Here is a 19,833-nt window from a genome sequence, read left to right on the forward strand (position 1 = left end):
CATGATAGACGTGTTCTCGTACGTTCCGGCGATCGTTCTCCTGCCGTTCTTCTCGTTCCTGGTGGCGCTCGGAGCGGGCAGGTACCTCCCGAAGGGGGGTGCCTTCGGCGGCATCGCGGCGACGGCGGGGTCGTTCCTGCTCTCGCTGTGGGTGCTCGCGACCGTCGCCGGAGGACAGGCAGCGAACCGAACCATCTACACGTGGGCGAGCGCCGGCGGGATCGGCGCGACCGACGTGGAACTGTCCTTCGGTATTCTCGTGGACCCGCTTTCGGCGCTCATGCTCGTCATCGTGACGCTCGTGGCGCTTCTCGTCCACGTGTTCTCACTCGGCTACATGAACGACGAGGGTGAGACCGGGCTCCCGCGGTACTACGCCGGGCTCGGGCTGTTCACGGCGTCGATGCTCGGCTTCGTCGTCGCCGACAACCTGCTCATGGCGTTCATGTTCTTCGAGCTGGTCGGGCTCTGCTCGTACCTGCTCATCGGCTTCCACTTCCGGGAGCCGGGACCGCCGTCGGCGGCGAAGAAGGCCTTTTTGGTCACCCGCTTCGGCGACTACTTCTTCCTGATCGGCGTCGTGGCGGTGCTCGCGACGTTCGGCACCGCGCAGTTCGCCGGACCCGAATCGTTCCCGGCGCTCGCGGAGGCCGGTGAGGTCGCGTGGACGCCGGGCGGGCTCGCGCTCGACACGTGGTTCACGATCGTCGGTCTTCTGGTTCTCGGCGGCGTCGTCGGGAAGTCGGCGCAGTTCCCGCTGCACACGTGGCTCCCCGACGCGATGGAGGGCCCGACGCCCGTCTCCGCGCTGATCCACGCCGCGACCATGGTCGCGGCCGGCGTCTACCTCGTCGCGCGGATGTACGGCTTCTACGCGCTGTCGCCGACGGCGCTCGCGGTGATCGCCTTCATCGGCGGCTTCACCGCGCTGTTCGCGGCGACGATGGGTGTGGTGAAAGACGAACTGAAGCAGGTGCTCGCGTACTCGACCATCTCGCAGTACGGTTACATGATGCTCGCGCTCGGCGCAGGCGGGTACGTGGCCGCCGTCTTCCACCTGACGACGCACGCGTTCTTCAAGGCGCTGCTGTTCTTGGGTGCGGGCTCGGTCATCATCGCGATGCACCACAACGAGGATATGTGGGACATGGGCGGACTGAAATCGAAGTTACCCGTCACCTACTACACGTTCCTCGCCGGGTCGCTGGCGCTCGCGGGTATCTTCCCGTTCGCCGGCTTCTGGTCGAAAGACGAGATCCTCTACGAGGCGCTCGTTCACGCGCCCGGCGAGCCGCTGTTGTTCGGCGGGTACCTGATGGGACTGCTCGCAGTCCCCGTCACCGCATTCTACACCTTCCGGATGGTCTTTTTGACCTTCCACGGCGAGCCGCGGTCGGCCACCGCTCGCGACCCTGAATCCGTTCGCTGGAACGTGAAGGGTCCGTTGACGGTGCTCGGATCGCTCGCCGTCGTCACCGGCGTCATCAACATGGTTCCGGTCCAGAAGGTGCTCGGCATCGAGGGGATCGACGTGCTCCACCGCTGGCTCGACAACGAGTGGGGCGGCATCGAGGGGCTCTCCTCTCACCACTACGCGGATCTCGGGCCGTACAGTAGTCAGTACATCGTCGGCGGCGAAGTCGGAACGGTTCTCGTCGGCGCGGCGGTCTCGCTCGGGCTGGCGCTTGCCGGACTCGGACTCGCGTGGCGGCTCTACGGCGTTCCGTCGCCGACGGAACACACGGCGAAGCTCGGCGGGATCAAAGACGTGCTGTACAACAACTACTACCTCGACGAACTGCAGGTATGGCTCGCGTATCGCACCGAGGACGTGGCCGGCGCGGCCAACGTCTTCGACCAAGGGATCATCGACGGCGTCGTCAACGGCGTCTCCTCGGTGAGCCTCTTCGGCGGGAATCGGATCCGTCGGATCCAGAGCGGCGTCGTCTCGCAGTACACGGCGCTGTTGACGCTGGGACTCGTCGCCCTCGTGCTTGTCCTCGGCGTGACCGGGGGGTGGTTCCTGTGATACTCGAAGCGCTCATCGCGGTCGCGTTCGTGAGCGCGCTCGTCGTCCTCCTCGCGCCAAACGAGTGGGCAGGCAAACTCGCGTTCGCGCTCAGCCTGATCCCGTTCGCGGGGTCGCTGTACCTGTGGTCTGCCTTCGACGGCTCGGGAAACGCGCTCACCGGCGGTGACATCGCATTCCAGACGCAGATCGAGTGGCTCGAAGTCGGCGGCCGGTCGGTCTCGTGGTTCGTCGGCCTCGACGGGATCAGCCTCCCGCTCGTGGTGCTCACGACGTTCCTCGTGCCGCTGGCGATCGTGAGCGCGTGGACGCCGATCGACTCCCGGCAGAGCCAGTTCTACGGGCTCATGCTGTTCATGGAGGCGAACCTCCTCGGCGTCTTCACGGCGCTCGACTTCTTCCTGTGGTTCATCTTCTGGGAGGCCGTCCTCGTGCCGATGTACTTCCTCATCGGCATCTGGGGCGGTCCGCGCAGGAAGTACGCCGCGATCAAGTTCTTCGTGTACACGAACGCGGCGTCGCTCCTGATGTTCATCGGGTTCATGTCGTTGGTGTTCGCGCTCGGCGAGTCGGTGAGTTCGTTCGCGCTCCCAGAGATCACGCAGGCCATCGCGGCCGGAGAACTCTCGACGTGGTTCGGAATCTCACCCGAGCGGATGGCGCTCGTCGCGTTCCTCGCGATGTTCCTCGGGTTTGCAGTGAAGGTTCCCATCGTTCCGGTGCACACGTGGCTTCCGGACGCTCACGTCGAGGCCCCGACGCCGGTGTCGGTGCTGCTCGCGGGCGTCCTGCTGAAGATGGGGACGTACGCGCTGCTCCGGTTCAACTTCACAATGTTGCCCGATCAGGCGTCCGCGCTCGCGGTCCCGATCGCCGCGATCGCCGTGATAAGCGTCATCTACGGCGCGATGTTGGCGCTGGCGCAGAAGGACCTGAAGCGTATCGTCGCGTACTCCTCCGTCTCGTCGATGGGATACGTCCTCCTCGGACTCGTCGTGTTCACCGAGTACGGCGTCGGCGGCGCGACGTTCCAGATGGTCGCGCACGGGCTCATCTCCGGGCTGATGTTCATGGCCGTCGGCGTCGTGTACAACGCGACACACACGCGGATGGTCGGTGACATGGCCGGGATGGCGGATCGGATGCCGATCACCGTCGGCATCCTAGTCGCCGGCGCGTTCGGCTACATGGGGCTGCCCCTGATGGCCGGTTTCGCCGGTGAGTTCTTCATCTTCGTTGGGTCGTTCTCCGCCCCGGCGCTCCCGTACGCGCCGGTGTTCACGGCGCTCGCGATGTTCGGTATCGTTATCGTTGCCGGCTACCTGCTGTCGGCGATGCAGAGCACGCTGTTCGGGCCGTTCAACCTCGAAACCGACTATGAGGTCGGTCCCGCGCCGTTCCACGATGTGGCCCCGCTCGCAGTGCTTCTGGTGGCGATCATCGTACTCGGTGTCGCACCCGACATCTTCTTCGAGATGATCCGTGACGCTGCGCTACCCGTGGTCGAGGGGGTGAGCATCAATGGTTAACGCGCCGACTGCGGTACTGGCACTGCTACCGGTGCTGCTCTTGGCGTTCACCGGGCTCGCGCTGCTTCTGGTCGACACAATACGGCCGTCCGGACGGTCGAACACCTCGATGGCGGTCGTCAGCGCGCTCGGGTCGCTCGGTGCACTCGCGGCGACCGTGTGGCTCGTCGTCGGTGGAACCGGTAGCGCCGCCACCGGCGGTGCACTGTACCTGTTCGCAGACACGATCGCCGTGGACACGATGGCGCTGTTTTTCGTCGCCATCTTCGCGTCGGTGACGGCGCTCGTCGTCGTCGCCGCCCACGACTACTTCCACGACCACGCGAACCCCGCGGCGTTCTATTCGCTCGTGATGTTCGCGACGACGGGCATGGCGCTTCTCGCGGTCGCTAACTCGCTCGCGATTGTCTTCATCGCCTTGGAGATGGTGTCGCTGCCGTCGTACGTGCTCGTCGCGTTCCTCAAGCAGAACCGCGGGAGCGTCGAGGCGGGGCTGAAGTACTTCCTCGTCGGGGCGCTCTCGTCGGCGATCTTCCTGTTCGGCATCTCGCTCGTGTACGCGGCGACAGGGTCGCTGCTGTTCGGTGACGTCGCCGAGGCGTTCGGCTCGCTCGACGGACTCGCCGGCGTCGCCGGGCTCGGTATCGTGATGATCGTCGGCGGCGTGGCATTCAAGACCGCCTCGGTTCCCTTCCACTTCTGGGCTCCGGAGGCGTACGAGGGCGCGCCCGCTCCCGTGAGCGCGTTCCTCTCGTCGGCGTCGAAGGCCGCCGGCTTCGTGGTGGCCTTCCAGCTGTTCACGGAGGCGTTCCCGATTGGGGCGTCCGCCGCCGCGAACATCGACTGGGTGCTCGCGTTCGGCATCCTCGCGGCCGTGACGATGACGCTCGGAAACTTCGCAGCCGCCGTTCAGGAGAACGTCAAACGGATGTTGGCGTACTCTTCCATCGGTCACGCGGGCTACGCGCTCATCGGCCTCGCCGCGCTGTCGGCCGGCGGGCAGGCCAACGGGACCGTGATGGGCGCTGCGATGGCGCACCTGCTCGTCTACGGATTCATGAACACCGGCGCGTTCCTCTTCGTCGCGATGGCGGAGCGGTGGGGCGTCGGTCGGACGTTCGCGGACTACGCCGGGCTCGCGCGTCGCGCACCCGTCGCGTCGACCGCGATGGCCGTGTTCATGTTCTCGCTCGCCGGGCTCCCGCCGTTCGCCGGGTTCTTCTCGAAGTACTTCCTGTTCCAAGCGGCCATCGACAACGGCTTCCTGTGGCTCGCAGGGCTCGGGGCGGTGAACAGCGTCATCTCGCTGTACTACTACAGCCGGGTCGTGAAGGCGCTGTTCTTCGACGACCCCGACTCGCCGAGCGCGCTCGACGCGATCGACGTGCGTCCGACGGCGCTGTACGCCGCGGTCGTGTTCGCCGCCGTCGCGACGGTGTTACTCTTGCCCGGCTTCGGGCCGGTCATCGAGACCGCCGAGGCGGCCGCGTCCGCGCTGTTCTGACCGCCTCGCGAGACTCGATTTCTCCGTTTCGTTCGGTTCGACCGGTACCCGTAGGTATTCCGGCGTTCGGCCCGTCGGTGACAGTATGAGTCGCACACGCACGTACCGGTGTCTCGGCTGTCTCGATCACACGCTAACTCGGGAGTTCGACACGTCGCACCTCTCCGTGACGTGTCCGGAGTGCGAATCGTTCGAGCGGTTCGTCAACGAGGCGGTGTTTCAGACGTTTCGCGGGTTTGAGAAGTCGCCGCCGGACGAACTCGAATGGGGGCGACTGGACCGGACGGAGAAGCTGGTGGTCGCGGAACGGCTCGCTCGAACGGCCAAGACGCTCGCCGACTTCGACGTGGTCGACGAGCCTGACGTGCAGCCAGTCGAGTGAAGAGGCTGTTTCGAGCCGGGGAGACCCGATCTACCGGGCATACAGCTTTCCGCCGACGAGCGACGCGAGCCCAACGCCGTCGTTCGGGGTCACAGCCACGTAGGGGTGATCGATGGGGCCGAACACGTCGACCACGCGGCCGACTGTCGAGAGCGACTCGTCGACGACCGACGAACCGATCCGCGGCGGTTCCGCTGCGGTGTCGGCGCGGGCGATAGCAAGCCCGCCCGCGGTGCGGACGACGAGACCCACTCGCCGCATCGCTACTCTCGGATGACCCCGAGGTAGGCGGCGATCGCCTGCACGAGGTCGTTTTTGGCCGTGTCTTCCGTTCCGCGGACGACCACCATGCCGCGAGGTTCAAACTCGCGGGAGTAGGCCTTGTCGCGTTCGATCACCGCGTCGTAGCCGATCTGCTGGACCGCCTTCGCGATCTCGTCGACGGTCGGGTTCTCGACCGCCAGATCCGTCGGGACGCGGCGGCCCGCCGATCGCGACCGATCGGCGTCGAAGTACGCGGGATAGACGACGTTCTCGACCATATACCGGAGTGGCGAGCGCGCGGGGTAAGGTCGTTTCGGACTCGGAGACGGCCGAACCCACCCCGGAACCCTTTTGCACCAACACGGGTCACGTTGCTGTAATGAGCGATCTCGAATCGGAGTACCGTCTCGACTACTTCGAAGAGGAGGGGTTCGAGCGCAAGGAGTGTCCCTCCTGTGGCGCGCACTTCTGGACTCGCGACCACGAACGAGAGCTGTGCGGCGAGCCGCCCTGTGAGGACTACAGCTTCATCGACGATCCGGGGTTCCCGGAGCCCCACTCGCTGTCGGAGATGCGCGAGGCCTTCCTCTCCTTCTTCGAAGAACACGGTCACGAGCGGATCGACCCCTACCCGGTCGCCGCGAACCGCTGGCGCGACGATGTGCTCTTGACGCAGGCGTCGATCTACGACTTCCAGCCGCTCGTCACCTCGGGGCAGACGCCGCCGCCGGCGAACCCCCTCACCGTCTCACAACCCTGTATCCGGATGCAGGACATCGACAACGTCGGCAAGACGGGTCGACACACGATGGCGTTCGAGATGATGGCCCACCACGCGTTCAACACCCGCGAGGAGGTCGACGAGGACGAGTACGCCTATCACGGCGAGGTGTACTGGAAAGACGAGACCGTCGAATACTGCGACGAGCTGTTCGAGTCGCTTGGGGCGGATCTGGAGGAGATCACCTACATCGAGGACCCGTGGGTCGGCGGCGGCAACGCCGGTCCCGCCATCGAAGTCATCTACAAGGGTGCGGAGCTCGCGACGCTCGTCTTCATGTGCATGGAGCGGGACCCCGACGGCGACTACGAGATGAAAGACGGGCACACGTACTCGTTCATGGACACCTACATCGTCGACACCGGGTACGGGTTAGAGCGGTGGACGTGGATGAGTCAAGGAACGGCGACCGTCTACGAGGCGATCTATCCGGACGCCATCGACTTCCTGAAGGAGAACGCGGGGATCGAACACACCGCCGAGGAGCGCGAGATCGTCCACCGCGCCGCGAAGCTCTCGGGGCGGCTCGACATCGACGACGTCGACGACGTGGAGGCCGCCCGCGGCGACATCGCCGACCGGCTCGACGTAGATGTCGAGCGGCTCCGCGATCTGGTCGAACCGCTCGAATCGATCTACGCGATCGCGGACCACTCGCGGACGCTCGCGTACATGTTCGGCGACGGGATCGTCCCGTCGAACGTCGGCACGGGCTACCTCGCGCGGATGGTGCTCCGGCGGATGAAGCGGCTGGTCGACGAGGTCGGCGTCGACGCGCCGCTCGACGAGCTGGTCGACATGCAGGCCGATCGGCTCGGGTACGAGAACCGCGACACGATCCGCGAGATCGTCCGCAGTGAGGAGCGAAAGTACCGCAAGACGCTGGAGCGCGGCTCGCGGAAGGTCGAACAGCTCGCAGACGAGTACGCCGGAACCGGCGATCCGATCCCGACCGAGGCGCTGTTGGAGCTGTACGACTCCCACGGGATCCAGCCGGACATGGTCGCCGACATCGCCGAAGAGCGCGACGCGGCCGTCGACGTTCCGGACGACTTCTACGCGCTCGTCGCCGACCGCCACGAGGAGGCCGACGGCGACGACGCGGCCGAGGAGCGCGACGAGCGGTTCGCGGACCTCCCCGAGACGGAGAAGCTCTTTTACGACGATCAGGGGCGCACGGAGTTCGAGGCGGTCGTCCTCGACGTGTTCGAGCGCGAGGAGGGGTACGACGTGGTGTTAGACCAGACGATGTTCTATCCCGAGGGCGGCGGACAGCCCGCAGACCGCGGGCAGCTCACGGTCGGTGAGACCACCGTTGACGTGACTGACGTACAGGAGGTGAGCGGGGTCGTCCTCCACCGCACCGACGCAGAGCTCGGGAAGGGAGAGTTCGTCAAGGGACAGGTCGACGGCGACCGTCGCGACCGGCTGCGCGCCCACCACACGGCGACGCACCTCATCGGACACGCGGCCCGCGAGGTGCTCGGCGACCACGTCCGGCAGGCGGGCGCACAGAAGGGGATCGACTCCTCGCGGCTGGACGTGCGCCACTACGACCGGATCTCCAGAGAGGAGGTCAAAGCCATCGAACGCGTCGCAAACGAGTTGGTCCGCGACGACGTGTCGGTCCGGCAGGAGTGGCCGGACCGCAACGAGGCGGAGGCCGAACACGGCTTCGATCTGTACCAAGGCGGCGTCCCGCCGGGAACGAACGTCCGGCTTATCCATGTCGGCGACGCAGACGTGCAGGCGTGTGCCGGAACCCACGTCGCCCGAACCGGACAGATCGGCGCGGTGAAGGTGCTGAAGACGGAGCCTGTTCAGGACGGCGTCGAGCGGATCGTCTTCGCCGCTGCCGGCGCGGCCGTCGAGTCGACCCAGCGCACCGAGGACGCGCTGTACGACGCCGCCGACGCGCTCGACGTCGACCCGCTCGACGTGCCGGACACGGCCGAGCGGTTCTTCGAGGAGTGGAAGGCGCGGGGCAAAGAGATCGAGTCGCTCAAAGAGGAGCTCGCGGCGGCCCGCGCGTCCGGCGGCGCGGACGCCGAGGAGGTCGATATCGACGGAGCGACGGCCGTGATCCAGCGGCTCGACGGCGACGCAGACGAGTTGCGCGCGACCGCGAACGCCCACGTCGACGACGGAAAGATCGCCGTCATCGGGAGCGGTGCCGGCGGGTCGGCAAGCTTCGTCGTCGGCGTCCCCGACGGCGTCGACGTCAACGCCGGGCGGGTGGTCGCGGCGCTCGCCGACCGCGTCGGCGGCGGCGGCGGCGGCCCGCCGGACTTCGCGCAGGGCGGCGGACCGGACGTCGACGCGCTCAACGAGGCGCTCGACGCGGCACCGGAGATCGTCCACAGCGTCCGAGAGGCGTAAGCACGGAGCGTTCACCGATGCCGACAGCCGACAACGCCGGGGTCACAATCCGGTACGAGGTCGATGCGCCGGACGCGGGTGACGCCGACGAAGCCGTCGTGTTCTGCGGCGATGTTGGCCTCGGGGCGTGGCAGTTCGGCTGGCAACACGCCGCGGTCGCGGGACCGCACACGGTCGTCACGCCAGAGACGCGGGGCGTCGGTCGGTCCGACGCGCCAGCGGGACCGTACACGGTCGACGCGCTGGCGAGCGATGTCGACGCCGTCTGCGCCGCAGAGGAGATACGGAACGCCCACCTCGTCGGGTACGGACTGGGCGGTATGGTCGCGCTCGCGTACGCGAACGCCTCGTCGCGCCCCGCGAGCCTGACCGTCGTCGGCACGCCGCCGGCGGGCTTCGACTACCACTCTCGCGGGGTGTGGGCCGACCCGTCGTCGCCGGCGGCGGTCGAGGGGTCGCTGACCGGGCTCCTCTCCGAGTCGTTCCGTGAGACGCATCCGGACGTGCTCTCGCGGATCACCGACTGGCGGCTCGGGGAGGACGCCGACCGCGAGACGTTCGAGGCGCACCGCGCGGCCGTGACGGAGTTCGACGTGTCGGACCACCTGTATGAGATCACGACGCCGGCGCTCTGCATCCACGGTGAGGCCGACACCGTCTGTCCGCTCACCGCCGCGGAGACGCTCGCAGACGGGCTCCCGCGGGGGGAACTCACCGGGATCGAAGGTGCGCGACACCTCGTCGGCGTGGAGGCGTCCGCCGCAGTCAACGACCTGCTCGTCGGCTGGCTCGCGGAACACACCGCCGATCCGCTCTCCGGGTGACCGACGCGCCACAACCGTTTTCAGTTTCTCGGGCCTCTGTCCGGTCAATGACACGCCTCCGGTTCGCGCTGTTGAACGCGGCGCAGACAGACGGGAACACGCGGCGGAACTTTCGCCGCGAACTCGACGCCGACCTCGTGGAGTTCGACGCTACGAGCGGTCACCTGCCCGACCACACGGACTTCGACGGCGTCGTCGTCACCGGTTCGCGGTCCTCGGTCTACTGGGACGAAGCGTGGATTCCACCGCTCGTCGAGTACGTCGCCGACGCTGCCGACGCGGGCGTGCCGGTGCTCGGCGTCTGTTACGGCCATCAGGTGCTTGCGGAGGCGCTCGGCGGCCGCGTCACCGGAATGGATGGCTTCGAGATCGGCTACAACACGGTGCGACAGCGTGGCGACGACTCGCTGTTCGCGGGCGTCGACGAGGAGTTCACGGTCTTCACGACGCACGGGGACACGGTCGTCGACCTCCCGCCGAACGCGACGCTGCTGGCCGAGAACGACCACGGCGTCCACGCGTTTCGCGACGGCCACTGCTGGGGCGTCCAGTTCCACCCGGAGTACGACATCGAATCCGCGCGCGATGTCACGGAGGGCAAGCGCGAACGCTTGGGAGACGCACGAGTCGACTCGGTCTTGGCGGAGATCACGCCAGACGCCTACGATGCCGCCTGCGAGGCGAAGTCGATCTTCGACAACTTCGTCGGGTACGCCCGGCGGCTGAAGGCTGAGCGAGAGTCGACGGCTGCCACCGGGGACTGACCCGCGCTCGCACAGAAGAGTGCCGGTCGATCCGGACCGAGAGCCCCTCTCAGAACGGTCGACGGGGGACTGCGGCCGGGTCGAACACCCTTATACCGCTCCCGCCCGGAGCGACCGTATGAACGTAGTACCGGACACCAGTGCGGTCGTCGACGGCCGCGTGTCCGAACGCGTCGCCTCGGGGAGCTACGAGTCGGTGACGGTGCTCGTCCCCGAAGCCGTTGTCGGCGAGCTGGAGTCGCAGGCCAATGACGGGCTGGAGTCGGGCTGGGACGGGCTGAGCGAACTCAAGCGGCTCGCCGATCTGGCCGACGACGGAGCGATCGAACTCCGGTACGTCGGCGAGCGCGCGAGCGGCGACGCTCGATCGCGCGCTCACGAGGGCGACATCGACGCGCTGATACGCGATCTGGCGGCCGATCACGGTGCCACCCTCCTGTCGAGCGACGTTGTGCAGGCCGAAGTCGCCCGCGCGAAGGGGGTCGACGTGGAGTACGTCGAACCGGTCGCTCGCGGCGTCGTCGACGAGCTGCCGATCCAGCGGTTCTTCACCGACGAGACGATGTCGGTCCACCTCAAATCGGAGACGGTGCCGAAGGCCAAACGCGGGAGCCTCGGCGAGATGCGGTACGTCGAGATCGCTGACGAGGCGACGAGCGAGGAACAGATGCGCGAGTGGGCGACCGCGATCGTGGACTTGGCGCGCCAGTCGAACGAGGGGTTCATCGAACTGTCCAATGACGGGATGGACATCGTCCAGTTCCGGAACTACCGGATCGCGGTCGCGCAGCCGCCCTTTTCGGACGGGATCGAGATCACTGCGGTCAGGCCCATCGCGAAGACGACGCTCGACGATTACGAGTTCGCCGACGAACTCCGCGAGCGGTTCCTTGAACAGAAACGCGGCGTGCTCATCTCCGGGTCGCCCGGCGCGGGGAAGTCGACGTTCGCACAGGCGGTCGCGGAGTTCCTCAACGACTCTGACTACGCCGTGAAGACTATGGAGAAGCCGCGCGACCTACAGGTCGGCCCGGAGATAACCCAGTACGGGGCGCTCGGCGGCGACATGGCGAACACCGCGGACTCGCTGCTTTTGGTCCGCCCCGACTACACGATCTACGACGAGGTGCGCAAGACGGACGACTTCGAGGTGTTCTCGGACATGCGGATGGCCGGCGTCGGGATGGTCGGCGTCGTCCACGCCTCCCGCGCCATCGACGCGCTCCAGCGGCTCGTCGGCCGCGTCGAACTCGGGATGATCCCGCAGATCGTCGACACCGTCGTCTACATCGAGGCCGGCGAGGTCCACACCGTCTACGACGTGGAGACCGAGGTGAAGGTGCCGGCGGGACTCACGGCCGAGGACCTCGCACGGCCGGTCATTCAGGTGTCGAATTTCGAGACCGGCAGCCCGGAGTACGAGATATACACGTTCAACCGGCAGGTCGTCACGGTTCCGCTCGACGACACGGACGGGGACGACGCGGACTCCGGGGTCGGACGGATCGCCAAACAGGAGATCGAACGAGAGATACGATCGGTCGCGCACGGGCACGTCGAGGTGGAACTGAAGGGCACGGACAAAGCGATAGTGTACGTCACCGAGGGCGACATCGGCACCGTCATCGGCAAGGGCGGCGGCCGGATCAGCGACATCGAGAACCGGCTCGGCATCGAGATCGATGTCCGGACGCACGCCGACAAACCCGGCGGGGCCGATGACGCCTCGACCGGTGCGGGGTCCAACGGAACGGGCGGATCTGGCGGGACTGGCGGACAGGTCGGCGAAGAGCGCGGCACCGTCGTCGAGCCGGAGATCACCTCCCGACACGTCGTCATCGATGTCGACGACGGCGTCGGCGAGACCGTCGAGGTGCGTGCAGATGGTGAGTACCTCTTTACCGCAACCGTCGGCCGCGGCGGCGAGGTGCAGGTGTCTCGCGGATCCGCAATCGCGGAGGAACTGGAAGACGCAATCGATCGGAAGCGGCAGGTGACGGTCGTTCCGGCGCGCTGAGCGTGACCTCGACGCGTACCGCCGCTGTCCGATAGTCGAGGTCGGCACTCCCCGCCGCGGTGTCCGTCGTTCGACTCGAATTAAGTTCCACGATCGTCGAACAATATCCCTCCTGAAAGATAACGCTTTTTTGGTGGTGGACGGAATCCTCCTCCATGTCAGACGAGTTAAAGCGCGGGCTCGAAGGCGTCCTCGTCGCGGAGTCGGATCTGAGCTACGTCGACGGCGAGGTTGGCAAGCTCGTGTACCGCGGCCACGACATCGAGGACCTCGCGCGCGGCGCGAGCTACGAGGAGGTCTTGTATCTCCTCTGGTACGGCTCGTTGCCGACGCGAGAAGAGCTCGACGCGTTCGCCGCGGAACTCGCCGCCGAACGAGAGGTCGACGACGACGTGCTGGAGACTGTCCGCACGCTAGCTGACGCCGGAGAACGCCCGATGGCGGCGCTCCGGACCGCGGTGTCGATGCTGTCGGCGTACGAGCCCGAGCCCGACGCGGACCCCGAAGATCTCGACGCGACGCTCCGGAAGGGCCGTCGCATCACTGCGAAGATTCCGACGGTCTTGGCCGCCTTCGAACGCGCGCGTCAGGGCGAAGACCCGATCGCGCCCGACCCCGATCTCTCGCATGCCGCGAACTTCCTCTACATGCTCACGGGGTCCGAGCCCGACGCCGTCAGCGCGGAGACGTTCGACATGGCGCTCACGCTCCACGCCGACCACGGTCTCAACGCCTCGACGTTCACCGCGATAGTGATCGGCTCGACGATGGCCGACATCTACTCCGGTGTCACCGGCGGGATCGGCGCGCTCTCCGGATCGCTTCACGGCGGGGCGAACCAAGACGTGATGGAGGTGCTCTACGAGATCGATGCCTCCGACAAGGACCCCGTCGAGTGGGTGAAAGACGCCCGTGAGGACGGCCGCCGCATCCCCGGCTTCGGGCACCGCGTGTACGCGGTGAAAGACCCGCGCGCGAAGATCCTCGAAGAGAAACTCCGGGACCTCTCAGAGTCGTCCGGCGACACGAAGTGGCTCGACTACACCACGGCGATCGAGGGGTATCTCACCGATCAGGGGCTCTTAGAGAAGGGGATCGCGCCGAACGTCGACTTCTACTCCGGCTCGGTGTACGACTCGCTGGGCATTCCGGTCGATATGTACACGCCCATCTTCGCGATGAGCCGCGTCGGCGGCTGGATCGCACACGTCGTCGAGTATCAGGAAGACAACCGTCTCATCCGACCGCGAGCACGGTACACCGGCCCCGAGGACGCGACGTTCGTTCCCATCGACGAGCGCTGAGTTAGCCGAAGTTCTCTATTTTCGCGGCGTCCGCGTCGCCGCCGATGGCCTCGATGGCCGCGGTCGCGTCCTCGACGAGATCTGCGAACCCGTACACGAACACCGTCTCGCCCGCCGCGCCGGTCACCACGTCCGCCAGCGCGTCGCGCAGGTCCGCGTCGGCGTCGAGGAGGTGGACCGTCGCGCCGCGCTCTTTCAGCCGCTCGATTCGGTCGGCGTGCGCCACGTCGTCGTCGCGGTAGACGATCGCCGCCTCGGCCCCATCGTCGAGGGCACGTTCGGCGATGGCGACCGCTGGTCCGACGCCGGGGCCGCCGGCGACGACGATCGCGCGGGGTTCGCCGTCGTAGTGCTGATCGCCGAACGGCCCGGAGAGTGTCATCTCCGTGCCGGCCGTTGCGTCCGCGAGGAACGCGGAGAAGTCGCCGCCGTCGTCCGGATCGATGCCAATGGTGACCTCGAAAGTGTCGTCGACGGTCGGCGAGGAGAGCGTGTAGAAGCGCGCGATCGACTCCCCGTCGATCTCGGTGCCGAGCTTCACGAACTGTCCCGGTTCGGCGGCGAACTCGTGCGGTGCGTGAAACCGGAGAGCGTACGTGTCGCGGCCGACCGTCTCGACTTCGCTGACCGTGGCTGTCGTGTCCATGCTGACGATCCGGCCGGCGGACACAAACGTGTTCCCGTCGCCGTCGGTCCTGCCTCCGTCGAAACACGGTGAATGTGACCGACTGCGCGCGTGTATTTCGACGAATGTCGAAACGATCTGCGACAGAAAGAGTCGATCGTGAGGAATGTGGAAAACGAACGTCTGGTTCTTGTACTATATTCCACACAGAATCTTTTGTTCCTAATATATTAAATGATAAAAATATGAATGTGTGAAACTGTGTCCGTAGCTCCTTCCAGAAGTCTTTTGATGAGCCCGGTGGAAGGCGGACCATAGCATGGCTGCGGACTTCAATTGGGCCGTCGGCGGGGAGGCCGGTGACGGCATCGACTCGACCGGGAAGATCTTCGCGCAAGCGCTCTCTCGGGCGGGCCGACACGTGTTTACATCGAAGGACTTCGCGTCGCGGATTCGGGGCGGATACACCGCCTACAAGGTGCGAACATCCGTCGACAAGGTACAGAGCGTCGTCGATCGGCTGGACGTGCTCATCGCATTGACCCCGCGGACCATCGAGGAGAACCTCAACGAGCTCCACGAGGGGTCGGTGATCATCTACGACGGCGAGCGGACCACGATGCAAGACGTCGAGATCCCCGACGGGATGATCGGGATCGACGTTCCGCTCAAGCGGCTCGCCGAGGAGGCCGGCGGGGCGATCATGCGGAACGTCGTCGCACTCGGTGCCGCCTGTGAGGTCGCCGACTTTCCGATCGAGAACCTCGACTCGGCGCTCGAAAAGCGCTTCAAGGACAAGGGACAGAAGCTCGTCGACAACAACAAGGAGGCCGCACGCGCGGGGCGATCGTACGTCGCCGAGGAGTTCGACCACGAGTTCGACTACGATCTAGAGACGACGGAAGAGGATTATGTCCTCCTCAACGGCGACGAGGCGATCGGGATGGGTGCCATCGCGGCCGGCTGTCGCTTCTACGCCGGCTACCCGATCACGCCCGCCACCGACGTAATGACCTACCTCACCGGGCGCATCGAGCAGTACGGCGGTCACGTCGTGCAAGCGGAAGACGAGCTGTCCGCGATCAACATGGCGCTCGGAGCCGCCCGCGGGGGCGCGCGGTCAATGACCGCCACCTCCGGTCCCGGAATCGATCTGATGACGGAGACGTTCGGACTCATCGCCACCTCGGAAACGCCGCTCGTCATCTGTAACGTGATGCGCTCCGGTCCCTCGACAGGGATGCCGACGAAACAGGAGCAGGGCGATTTAAACCAGATGCTATACGGCGGCCACGGCGAGGTCCCGCGGTTCGTGCTCGCGCCCACGACGATCGCCGAGTGCTTCTGGAAGACCGTCGAGGCGTTCAACCTCGCCGAGAAGTACCAGATCCCGGTGTACATCACCGCAGACCTCTCGATGGCAGTCACGGAGCAGACGTTCACGCCGGACACCTTCGACATGGAGAAGGTGGAGGTCGACCGCGGCTTCGTCGTCGACGAGTCTACGATCGACGACCACATGAGCGAGTCGGGCGGCTTCCAACCCCACGAGATCACAGAGGACGGCGTCTCACCGCGCGCGTTCCCCGGCACGGCTGACGGCGCGCACATGTCGACGGGCCTCGAACACGACGAGCAGGGCCGCCGGACCGAGGACACGGAGATGCGCGTCGAGCAGGTCGACAAGCGCAACCGGAAGGTCGCGACCGCCCGCGAACGCGAGGACTTCTCACCGCGCGAGTTCGGGGACGATGACGCCGACACGCTCGTGATCACGTGGGGGTCGAACGAGGGCGCGCTCGCGGAGGCGGTCGAGTTCCTCGACGAGGAGGGAATTTCGGTTCGGGTGATCTCCGTTCCGTACATCTTCCCGCGACCGGATCTCTCGGCGGACGTGGAGGCGGCGGAGAACGTCGTCGTCGTGGAGTGTAACGAGCAGGGACAGTTCGCCGACCTCGTCGAGCACGACGTGCTCGAACGGGTCGACCGGATAAACAAGTACAACGGCGTGCGGTTCAAGGCCGACGAACTCGCAGTGGAGATTAAAGCCACCCTCGCGGCGGAGGTGGAGGCGTAACCAATGAGCTCAGACATTCGATTCACCGACTTCAAGTCCGACAAGCAGCCGACGTGGTGTCCGGGATGCGGCGACTTCGGCACGATGAACGGGATGATGAAGGCGCTCGCGGAGACGGGAAACGATCCCGACAACACCTTCGTCGTCGCCGGCATCGGTTGCTCCGGAAAGATCGGCACGTACATGCACAGCTACGCGCTTCACGGCGTTCACGGCCGGGCGCTCCCCGTCGGCACGGGCGTGAAGCTCGCGCGGCCCGACATCGAAGTGATGGTCGCCGGCGGCGACGGCGACGGCTACTCCATCGGTGCGGGCCACTTCGTCCACGCCGTCCGGCGCAACGTCGACATGACGTACGTCGTGATGGACAACCGCATCTACGGGCTGACGAAGGGGCAGGCGTCGCCGACCTCGCGCGAGGACTTCGAGACGTCGACGAGCCCCGAGGGCCCCAAACAGCCCCCGGTCAACCCGCACGCCCTCGCGCTGGCGTCGGGCGCGACGTTCATCGCGCAGTCCTTTTCCTCAGACGCGCTCCGCCATCAGGAGATCATCCAGAAGGCGGTCGAACACGACGGCTTCGGCTTCGTGAACGTCTACTCTCCCTGTGTCACGTTCAACGACGTCGACACCTACGACTACTTCCGCGACTCGCTCGTCGATCTCAAGGAAACGGACCACGATCCGTCCTCCCGCGAGGACGCGAAAGATGTCATCCTCGACAGCGAGCAGGAACACCAAGGCGTCATCTATCAAGACGAGGAGTCGGTGCCGTACCACGAACAGCACGGCGTCGACGAGGACATGTCCGTCATCCCCGACGGCGCGCCCGAAGGCGCGACTGACCTCGTCCGCGAGTTCTACTGAACGACGGTTCGCGGTCGGGTTCGCATCACTCGCACCGCGCGTCTCACCGGCCGACGACACAGCTATTTATCCGCGACGTGAGCATTACGTACTCATGGACGAAATTCGGGTTCTCCACGTGGACGACGAGCCCGACTTCGCCGACCTCACCGCGGATTTCCTCGAACGGATAGACGACCGGTTCACGGTCGAGACGGCCACATCGGTCGCGGCGGGCCGTAGCGCGCTCGACGAGGACCCGGCCGTCGACTGCGTGATATCGGATTACGACATGCCGGAGCAGTCCGGGATCGACTTCCTCCGGCGCGTTCGCGAGGATCACCCGCATCTCCCGTTCGTGTTGTTCACCGGGAAGGGCTCCGAGACGATAGCGAGCGAGGCGCTCCGGGCCGGTGCGACCGACTACCTACAAAAGGACGCGGGCACGGAGCAGTACGAGTTGCTCGCGAACCGCGTCGCGAACGCCGTGCGGCAGGTCCGCGGCCGGCGAGCGGAACAGCGCCTCGTCGAGGTCGCGGACAACACCGATCAGCTCATCTTCGTCTTCGACACTGACTGGAGCGAGCTACTGTTCGTGAGCGCCGCCTACGAGGAGCTGTGGGGCCACCCGCGTTCGGAGCTGCGAGACGATCCGACCGCGTTCCTCGACGACGTTCACCCCGACGACCGTGACCGCGTACGAGACGCGATGGATCGACTCACCGCCGGGGAGTCGGTCAGACACACGTTTCGTGTTCGTCCCAACGAGGACACCCAGCGATGGATCGAGATCCGCGGTGAACCGATCCGCGACGACGCGGGAGAGGTCGTCCGAGTCGCCGGGTTCGGCGTGGACGTGACTGACGCACAGCGACGACGACAGCGCAGAGAGCGCCAGCGGGAGACGCTGCTCCGGCTGGCAACCGATGAAGCGGTGGCCGACGGCTCCTTCGAGACCGCGGTCCGAACGATCACGGAGGCAACCGCGAGGGTGCTCGACGTCGACCGCGTCAACGTCTGGTTGACCGAGCCGAAGGCGGGTATCGACGGAACGGCGAACTCGGCTGCGTCCGACGAGTTCCTCTACTGCGTCGACGACTACGACCGGCAGACGGGCGAGCACGACGCGGGGGGCAGGCTGCGAATCGACGACCATCCCACGTACATCGAGGCGCTCGAAACGAACCGCGCGATCGCTGTCGACGACGCCGCAAGCGACCCGCGAACGGCCGAGTTGGCGGACGGCTACCTCGAGGCACACGGCGTCGGCGCGCTGCTCGACGGGACGCTTCGTTCCGGCGGCGACGTGATCGGAATGGTCTGCCACGAACACGTCGGCGGCACCCGCAAGTGGACCGACGACGAGGCCGAGTTCGCAAGCGACGTGGCAGAGGTCGTCCACCGTGCGGTTCGGAACCGCGAGCGCGCAGCGCGCGAACGCGACCTCGAACGGTACGAAACGATCGTCCAGTCGCTCGCAGACGCGGTGTACACGCTGGACGATGAGGGACGGATCGACTTCGTCAACGACGCGTACGTGGACATGAAGGAGGCGAGCCGCGAGGAACTGATCGGGAGACCGATAGTCGACTTCGTCGACGACGAGGTGATCGACCGGACGACTGCGATGTACGAGTCGCTCGATGAGCGTGATCGGGACATCGCTCGGATCGAATACGACTTCCGGACGATAGACGGCGATCCGATTCCGGCTGAACTCCGGTTCACGTCGCTTCCGGGGTCGGACGACGGGGTCTCGCGCGTCGGCGTGATACGCGACATCTCCGATCGAAAGCAGAGAGAACGCGAACTCAAACGCCAGAATGAGCGGCTCGACGCGTTCGCGAGCGTCGTCTCTCACGACCTTCGGAATCCGCTCCGCGTAGCCGCCGGGAACATCGAGCTCGCGAGGGAGTCGTGTGACACCCCCGGGCTCGACGACGCCGCGAACGCGCTCGACCGGATGGAGGCGCTCGTCGACGACCTCCTCACGGTAGCGCGCGAGGGGAAGCCGGTCGAAGATCCGGACACGGTCGAGATCGGAGATGTGGCGACAGCATCGTGGCGGACGGTCGAGACGGATGACACGACGCTTTCGGTCGAGATCGACGCGAGCATCCGTGCCGATGAGAGCCGGCTTCGACAGCTGTTCGAGAACCTCTTTCGGAACGCGATGGAACACGGTCCCGATTCCGATGGAGTGGACTCCGACGGGCCGCCCCTGTCCGTCACCATCGGCCCGCTCGCAGATGGAACGGGGTTCTACGTCGAAGACGACGGTGTCGGGATCCCCGTCGACGAGAGAGACGACGTGTTCGAGGGCGGCTACTCCACCGACCCCGACGGAACCGGGTTCGGCCTCACGATCGCGCGGGAGGTGGCCGAAGCGCACGGCTGGTCGATCGACGCGACGGCGGGAGAGACGGGCGGAGCGCGTTTCGAGATCACGGGCGTGTCGGGTATCGCCGGCGACGGAGAGTGACGGTGACAGAGGGTGGCGGCAACAAA

At 66.2% G+C, this 19,833-nt stretch carries 15 protein-coding genes; 12 read left to right on the top strand and 3 right to left on the bottom strand.

All coding sequences use genetic code 11. From position 1 onward, the window contains the following. Nucleotide 1: 1 nt before the first annotated feature. The 4 genes from nuoL (at nt 2) to NO887_RS00520 (ending at nt 5,444) form a co-directional block, all read left to right on the top strand. Complete coding sequence (gene nuoL, locus NO887_RS00505; RefSeq protein ID WP_256416533.1) at nt 2–2,029, top strand: NADH-quinone oxidoreductase subunit L; 2,028 nt, start codon at nt 2–4, stop codon at nt 2,027–2,029. Next, a complete protein-coding gene (locus tag NO887_RS00510; RefSeq protein WP_256416534.1) occupies nt 2,026–3,558 on the top strand; it encodes a complex I subunit 4 family protein in 1,533 nt (510 codons plus the stop codon). Before nuoL ends, NO887_RS00510 begins: the two co-directional genes overlap by 4 nt. Then, on the top strand, nt 3,551–5,062 hold the full coding sequence (locus NO887_RS00515; RefSeq protein ID WP_256416535.1) for an NADH-quinone oxidoreductase subunit N: 1,512 nt from the start codon (nt 3,551–3,553) through the stop codon (nt 5,060–5,062). Before NO887_RS00510 ends, NO887_RS00515 begins: the two co-directional genes overlap by 8 nt. A gap of 85 nt (nt 5,063–5,147) precedes the next feature. Next, nucleotides 5,148–5,444 carry a hypothetical protein gene (locus NO887_RS00520; RefSeq protein ID WP_256416536.1) on the top strand — a complete coding sequence of 99 codons (297 nt, stop codon included), beginning with the start codon at nt 5,148–5,150 and terminating at the stop codon, nt 5,442–5,444. Between the two features lie 30 nt (nt 5,445–5,474). Here NO887_RS00520 and NO887_RS00525 read toward each other — a convergent pair whose 3' ends face one another. Together NO887_RS00525 and srp19 are read right to left on the bottom strand one after the other, a co-directional pair. Further along, nucleotides 5,475–5,705, bottom strand: coding sequence for an H/ACA ribonucleoprotein complex subunit GAR1 (locus NO887_RS00525; RefSeq protein ID WP_256416537.1), 231 nt, complete (start codon nt 5,703–5,705; stop codon nt 5,475–5,477). Nucleotides 5,706–5,707: 2 nt separating this feature from the next. Further along, on the bottom strand, nt 5,708–5,986 hold the full coding sequence (gene srp19, locus NO887_RS00530; RefSeq protein WP_256416538.1) for a signal recognition particle subunit SRP19: 279 nt from the start codon (nt 5,984–5,986) through the stop codon (nt 5,708–5,710). A gap of 101 nt (nt 5,987–6,087) precedes the next feature. Between srp19 and alaS the strand changes: the two genes are divergently transcribed. The 5 genes from alaS to citZ all read left to right on the top strand — a co-directional run bounded on the left by alaS (nt 6,088) and on the right by citZ (nt 13,777). Continuing rightward, nucleotides 6,088–8,868 (top strand): alanine--tRNA ligase, encoded by a 2,781-nt coding sequence (gene alaS / locus NO887_RS00535; RefSeq protein ID WP_256416539.1) that lies wholly within the window; start codon nt 6,088–6,090, stop codon nt 8,866–8,868. Nucleotides 8,869–8,885: 17 nt separating this feature from the next. Then, a complete protein-coding gene (locus NO887_RS00540; protein ID WP_256416540.1) occupies nt 8,886–9,692 on the top strand; it encodes an alpha/beta fold hydrolase in 807 nt (268 codons plus the stop codon). 47 nt (nt 9,693–9,739) lie between these two features. Continuing rightward, nucleotides 9,740–10,456 carry a type 1 glutamine amidotransferase gene (locus NO887_RS00545; RefSeq protein WP_256416541.1) on the top strand — a complete coding sequence of 239 codons (717 nt, stop codon included), beginning with the start codon at nt 9,740–9,742 and terminating at the stop codon, nt 10,454–10,456. 118 nt (nt 10,457–10,574) lie between these two features. Then, nucleotides 10,575–12,473, top strand: a complete 1,899-nt coding sequence (locus NO887_RS00550; protein WP_256416542.1) for a PINc/VapC family ATPase — start codon at nt 10,575–10,577, stop codon at nt 12,471–12,473. A gap of 155 nt (nt 12,474–12,628) precedes the next feature. Then, nucleotides 12,629–13,777 (top strand): citrate synthase, encoded by a 1,149-nt coding sequence (gene citZ / locus NO887_RS00555; RefSeq protein ID WP_256416543.1) that lies wholly within the window; start codon nt 12,629–12,631, stop codon nt 13,775–13,777. Nucleotide 13,778: 1 nt separating this feature from the next. On the opposite strand, the gene NO887_RS00560 is transcribed toward citZ, so the two are convergent. Beyond that, nucleotides 13,779–14,423, bottom strand: a complete 645-nt coding sequence (locus tag NO887_RS00560) for an FAD-dependent oxidoreductase (protein ID WP_256416544.1) — start codon at nt 14,421–14,423, stop codon at nt 13,779–13,781. Between the two features lie 298 nt (nt 14,424–14,721). Between NO887_RS00560 and NO887_RS00565 the strand changes: the two genes are divergently transcribed. From NO887_RS00565 to NO887_RS00575, 3 genes are all read left to right on the top strand, one after another. After that, nucleotides 14,722–16,479 (top strand): 2-oxoacid:acceptor oxidoreductase subunit alpha, encoded by a 1,758-nt coding sequence (locus tag NO887_RS00565; RefSeq protein ID WP_256416545.1) that lies wholly within the window; start codon nt 14,722–14,724, stop codon nt 16,477–16,479. 3 nt (nt 16,480–16,482) lie between these two features. Beyond that, nucleotides 16,483–17,346, top strand: a complete 864-nt coding sequence (locus NO887_RS00570; protein WP_256416546.1) for a 2-oxoacid:ferredoxin oxidoreductase subunit beta — start codon at nt 16,483–16,485, stop codon at nt 17,344–17,346. Nucleotides 17,347–17,440: 94 nt separating this feature from the next. After that, a complete protein-coding gene (locus NO887_RS00575) occupies nt 17,441–19,807 on the top strand; it encodes a PAS domain S-box protein (protein WP_256416547.1) in 2,367 nt (788 codons plus the stop codon). Nucleotides 19,808–19,833: the final 26 nt, after the last annotated feature.

The organism is Halorubrum laminariae, from assembly GCF_024494655.1.
GTDB lineage: Archaea > Halobacteriota > Halobacteria > Halobacteriales > Haloferacaceae > Halorubrum > Halorubrum laminariae.